This is a genomic window from Desulfosudis oleivorans Hxd3 (assembly GCF_000018405.1).
Taxonomy (GTDB): domain Bacteria; phylum Desulfobacterota; class Desulfobacteria; order Desulfobacterales; family Desulfosudaceae; genus Desulfosudis; species Desulfosudis oleivorans.
Window position 1 is genome coordinate 685001 of the sequence record NC_009943.1, and the last position, 5895, is coordinate 690895.

General features: G+C 54.6%; 2 protein-coding genes and 2 rRNA genes (1 of these 4 running past the window's edge). All 4 read left to right on the forward strand.

The features are described 5' to 3' along the window. Positions 1–1132: ribosomal RNA gene (locus DOLE_RS03125) — 23S ribosomal RNA — on the forward strand (it extends 1890 nt beyond the left edge of the window). A 68-nt stretch (positions 1133–1200) separates the two neighbouring features. Beyond that, a 5S ribosomal RNA gene (gene rrf, locus DOLE_RS03130) occupies positions 1201–1317 on the forward strand. Between the two features lie 131 nt (positions 1318–1448). Next, entirely contained in the window at positions 1449–3872 is a 2424-nt protein-coding gene (locus DOLE_RS03135; protein ID WP_012174039.1) for an efflux RND transporter permease subunit, read from the forward strand. A gap of 580 nt (positions 3873–4452) precedes the next feature. Continuing rightward, positions 4453–5847 (forward strand): TolC family outer membrane protein, encoded by a 1395-nt coding sequence (locus DOLE_RS03140; RefSeq protein ID WP_012174040.1) that lies wholly within the window; start codon positions 4453–4455, stop codon positions 5845–5847. Positions 5848–5895: the final 48 nt, after the last annotated feature.

Sequence of the window (5895 nt, forward strand, 5' to 3'; positions counted from 1 at the left end):
TAAAAACACAGGACTCTGCTAAGTCGTAAGACGACGTATAGGGTCTGACGCCTGCCCGGTGCTGGAAGGTTAAGGGGAGATGTCATTCGTTTCGGCGGAGAAGCATTGAACCGAAGCCCCAGTAAACGGCGGCCGTAACTATAACGGTCCTAAGGTAGCGAAATTCCTTGTCGGGTAAGTTCCGACCTGCACGAATGGCGTAACGATTCCCGCACTGTCTCAACCAGGGACTCAGCGAAATTGTATTGGCGGTGAAGATGCCGTCTACCCGCGAAAAGACGGAAAGACCCCGGCACCTTTACTATAGCTTGACATTGGATCTTGAAATGGCTTGTGCAGGATAGGTGGGAGGCTTTGAAGCGGTAACGCCAGTTATCGTGGAGCCACCCTTGAAATACCACCCTGGCCATTTTGTGGTTCTAATTTCGACCCGTGATCCGGGCGAAAGACAGTGTCTGGTGGGTAGTTTGACTGGGGCGGTTGCCTCCTAAAGAGTAACGGAGGCGCGCAAAGGTTCCCTCAGGCTGATTGGAAACCAGCCATAGAGTGTAAAGGCATAAGGGAGCTTGACTGCGAGAGAGACATTTCGAGCAGGTACGAAAGTAGGTCTTAGTGATCCGGCGGTTCTGTATGGAAGGGCCGTCGCTCATCGGACAAAAGGTACGCCGGGGATAACAGGCTTATCGCATCCAAGAGTTCACATCGACGATGCGGTTTGGCACCTCGATGTCGGCTCATCACATCCTGGGGCTGGAGCAGGTCCCAAGGGTTCGGCTGTTCGCCGATTAAAGTGGTACGTGAGCTGGGTTTAAAACGTCGTGAGACAGTTTGGTCCCTATCTTTCGCGGGCGCAGGATATTTGAGAGGAGCTGTCCCTAGTACGAGAGGACCGGGATGGACAAACCAATGGTGGTCCAGTTGTCGCGCCAGCGGCATCGCTGGGTAGCTACGTTTGGAATGGATAACCGCTGAAAGCATCTAAGCGGGAAGCCAACCTCAAGATTAGATATCCCTCTGCATGGAGACATGCAGACTGAAGACCCCTTGAAGATGACAAGGTTGATAGGCCGGGTGTGTAAGCCCAGCAATGGGTTCAGCTTACCGGTACTAATTGGTCGTGAGGCTTAGCCACAATCTTTTGCCATATTTTCACTATGAACGTTTTACTGTGTTCATATTCTACTTGAATTGCTGTGATTTTTCGGTGGCCATGGCAAAGAGGAAACACCCGTTCCCATCCCGAACACGGAAGTTAAGCTCTTTAGCGCCGATGGTACTGCTCGGGAAGCTGGGCGGGAGAGTAGGTCGCTGCCGAAAATTTTTTATAAGCCCGGTGTCAGGTTTTTCTGGCACCGGGCTTTTTTTGTTTTCCAGCCGCAGGATTTACGATACGTAAGAGGATGCCATATCTTTCATGTCAAACAATGCGAGACCCGGGGGGCCGGTAGATGAACAACGATGCTCATGGATACGCCTTTAAAACAGGAAGGGTTGATCTTCTGAACCGGTGGTTTGAACGTATCGGCGGCGGGGCGTATCATTACCGGTGGGCCGTTCTTTTGTTGTGCGCCGTGCTCCTCTGTTGCGGGGCCTGGGCCGCTTCCCTCGTCCGGTTTGACAACAGCTTTAAATCCTATTTTGACCAGAACGATCCGGCCTACAAGGCCTTTTTGGAGTTCCGGGAGGTGTTCGGATCGGATGAAATCTCTTATATTCTCTACCAGGCCCCGGATGCCGCCCATGGCATATGGAACATGGAGGTAATGCAAAAGATAAGGGACCTCACCCGGCGGCTGAAACAGGAAGTGCCGTTTGTAAAGGAGGTCACCTCCCTTGCCAATGCCGAATTTGTTGAAGGGGTTGAAGGGGATCTGCTGGTGCATGATGTGCTGGAAGATTTTCCTGAAACCCAGGCGGCCCTTCTGGCCATTCGGCAGAAGATTTTAAACAAGCCGATATATATCAACGGCCTTGTCAGCCGGGACGGTACATACGGCGCGATTCTGGTGGAAATGGAAAAGGCCAGTGTCGACGCCCTGGAGGAGATACGGTTCGATCCCGGCAAGGGGGACGCCCTTGAGAATCTTTATCCCCAGGTCACTTATGACCGGATTGAAACGATTCTGGCCATGCCGGAATATGAGGGCATCCGGTTTTACCATACCGGTGATGTGCCTCTTAATGCCGCTTATAACCGGATCTCCCAGCAGGAAAGCACCCGGCTGGCCATCATTTCGTTTGCCGTGATCGGAGGGGTGCTGCTCTTTTTTTTCAGAAGCGTCCGGGGGGTTGCGGGCCCGCTGGTGGTGGTGCTGTGCGCCATGCTGGCAAGCGTGGGGTTCATGGCGGTTTTTTCATGGGACATGGACCTGATGTTTATCATGCTGCCGGCCCTGCTGGTGGCTGTTGGCGTGGCCGATGCCGTTCACGTCCTTTCCGAATTCAATATTTACTACCAAAAATACGGCGACAGAAAGGCGGCGGTCAAAAAGGCCCTCTTTCTTGTGGGCGTGCCGTGCCTGTTTACCAGCCTGACAACCATGGCCGGTTTTGCCTCCATGAGCATCTCTCCCATCAAGGCCATCAAACATTTTGCCATTTACAGTGCCGTGGGCGTGGGGGCCGCGTTTCTGCTCAGTGTAACGATGCTGGTGGTGTTCCTTTCCTTTGGCAGAAGAAGGAAAGAACCAGGCCGGCAGGACAGGCAGAACCGGGTATCCCATCTCGCGGCCGCTTTTCTGGGGGGGCTGGCCCGGTGTAATGTGCGATATAAGACAACGATCCTCGCCGGTTTTGCCGTCATCTTTGTACTTTCTCTGGCCGGCATGACACGCCTGCAGGTGGACTCCAACTTTATTTCCGAGTTTTCAAAAAGAGCCCCGATCCGGCAGGTCACCGAGCATGTGGACAGCGTCATGGGCGGATCCACCAGTTTCAGCTACGTGTTTGATTCCGGAACTCCGGACGGTGTGACGGATCCGGCGTTTTTGAAACGGATTGAAGCACTGCAACGGGCGGCAGAGAAAAAGCCGGTTGTCATGAAAGCCTACTCCGTGGTGGATATGATCAAGGATATCAACAGGGAGTTTCACAACGGCGATCCGTCATACTACCGGATTCCGGATACACAGGAGGAGGCTGCCCAGCTGCTGCTGGTCTATGAAATGTCCGGTGGCGAGGAACTGGACGATTACCTTTCCGGTGATTTTCAAAAGGCCCGCCTGGAGCTGCGATGCCAGGCCGTGGCCACCAGTCAATACAAAAGCATGGTGGATGAACTGGGCACGTTTCTGGTGTCGTCCGGCGCGGAAAAAGAGGACCTGCCGGTGCTGGCCGGCATGGGCACCCTGTGGCTGACGCTGCTGGACTATATTACCAAAAGCCAGATTATCGGCTTTCTGGTGGCCTTTTCCGTGATCGCCGGAATGATGTGCGTGGTGCTCGGTTCGGTTCGTGTGGGCCTGTTGTCGATGGTCCCCAATCTTACGCCGGTTGTCATTACCCTCGGCCTTATGGGGTGGGCCGGTATTCCCCTGGATTATGTGAAACTGCTGATCGCCAGCATTGCCATTGGTATCGCCGTGGATGACACGGTTCACATGGTCATCCGCTATCGTCATGAGTTCGCGCGGCACCGCAACTATCAGGAGGCCCTTCTGGCCGCCATGCTGGGGGTGGGCCGGGCCCTTCTTGTTACATCGGTGGTTCTTGTGGCCGGTTTTCTGGTGTTTACCGGTTCCATCATGCAGACCCTTTCCGACTTCGGCATCCTTGTGGCCTGCACCATTGCCGTGGCCCTGCTGGCCGATTTTTTACTTCTGCCGTCGCTGGTACTGACGTTAAAGCCCTTTGGCGAGGAAAACACAGTCTGACCTGTTTTTCTTCGCTCTGCCGATATTCTTCGGTTTGTAAATAACAAGCAGTACTGTTTTGTGCTGCAAAGAGAGGGATATCTTTTTTTGATGATTTTTCTGCCAGGTAAGGGGTTTTTACTCGTTTTTTCGGCAGATTTTCATCGTTTTGACAAACAGGTAAAAACAGGGGGCTCCTTTATATATATAATATTATATTTATTGACATTGCGGCCTGATTTAGGTACTGTTTTTTCTGCGACAACACCCACCCGATCGATGCTGTGAGCTGACCTTTTGATTTGACCGTCTCTTACGGTTTTGTTTCGCGGATTTTGTAATTAAATATCAAGAGCCTTTCCTGTTGTGAGGGCAGAGGCGGGAACATGTATTTGCAGATACATCAGGTCTCTGGTCAGCGACCATTTTTATTTTTTGATCGGCTTGATTTTGTGGTTTAAAGGGGGGAAGGCCCGGGGCGGGCTTTCCTCCCTTTTTTGTTTCTGACATTTCGGTGCCGGCTCCGGTATTGAGCCGGGCGTTGAACGAAAAAACCGGCAACATGTTAATATTCGGTGGAGCAGGAGTTGAGGGGAACATTATGGAAAAAGCCGTAAGTGCCAGACGCTGTGTTCGAAGAAAGATTGTCTCTGGAATCACAACAGGTGCATTGACTGTGGCGTTGTTGTGTTTAGCCGGAGTGCCGTCCGTTCTGTATGCCGCCGATCTTATGACGGTGTTCAACCAGGCATTGGAGAACGACCCCCGTTTCGTGGGTATGCGCCACGAAAGAGACGCGGAGCAGGAGCGGCTGCGCCAGGCGTGGGCCGGGGTCCTGCCCTCCCTGTCCGCGGAAGGGGTCCACAAGGAAACCGCCCAGGACATCGTCAGTTCCGATAATACGGTTTTTGGATCCGGCAGTTCTGATTTTCCCACCACTGAATATACCCTTTCCCTTACGCAGCCCCTGTTTAACCTTTCCTCCTTTATCAACATTCGTCGCGCCAGCGCCCTTGTCAGGGGTGCCGACCTGGAACTGGAGGCGGCCCGCCAGGAGCTGGCCGTGCGTGTGGCCCAAGCCTATTTCCATGCGCTGGCGGCCCGGGACCGGCTGACGGCCACGGCGGCCGAGGAGGCCGCGGTGGGCGGTCATTACGAACTGGTGAACGAACGGTTCAACCGGGGGCTCTCCACTCGAACGGAATATTATGACGCAAAGGCCCGGCTGGCCGATATAATGGCCAGGCGCCTGACAGCGGAAAGCGACCTGGATGATGCTTACCAGGCCCTTGCCGAAATTACCGGTTCTCCGGTGGAGGATCTTTCTCTGCTGCACGAGGAACTACCCCTGGTCTCGCCCGATCCCGTTGATGCCGACGCATGGATTGAGGCGGCGGTCAGGCAGAATCCGTCACTGGAGGCCGTGCGTCAGTCCGTGGCATCGGCCCGGCAGGAGGTCCGGCGCCAGCGGGCCGGCCACTACCCGAACGTGAACCTGGAAGCCAGCCACAACTGGCGTGAAACCGACGGTACCCTTTTCGGCGGCGGCAGCGAGGTGGAAACGTCCGAAATTCTGTTCCGGCTGAACGTGCCCCTCTACCAGGGCGGCATGGTGAACTCCCGCACCCGGGAGGCGATTTGTCGCATGAACGCCTTACTTCAGGAGGAATCGCGGCAGACCCGTGCCCTTCAACGTGAAACCCGGGCCGCCTTTTACGGCGTGGACAACGCCATTGAACGGGTCCGGTCCCTGAGAGATGCGGTAGAGGCCCAGCAACTGGCCCTGGAGGGAAAAAAGGAGGGGCACCGGTCCGGACTCTTTACGGTTCTGGCGGTTCTGGACGCGGAGCGGGATCTGTCGCTGGCCCGCCAGAACTATGCCATGGCCAGATACGACTACATCATCAACAGCCTGGTGCTCAAAAAAACCGTGGGTACGCTGGATGATGCCAATATTGCCGGCGTTAACGGCTGGCTGAGGAATGTTTCCGAGTAAACAGACGACTTAAAAGGAGACCTTTTGGGGTCTCCGGGGATGGACGCA

What these genes read in the sequence shown, in the direction of transcription:
- DOLE_RS03135 (WP_012174039.1), top strand. Translation starts at nt 1,449, where the DNA reads ATGAACAACGATGCTCATGGATACGCCTTTAAAACAGGAAGGGTTGAT.
- DOLE_RS03140 (WP_012174040.1), top strand. Translation starts at nt 4,453, where the DNA reads ATGGAAAAAGCCGTAAGTGCCAGACGCTGTGTTCGAAGAAAGATTGTC.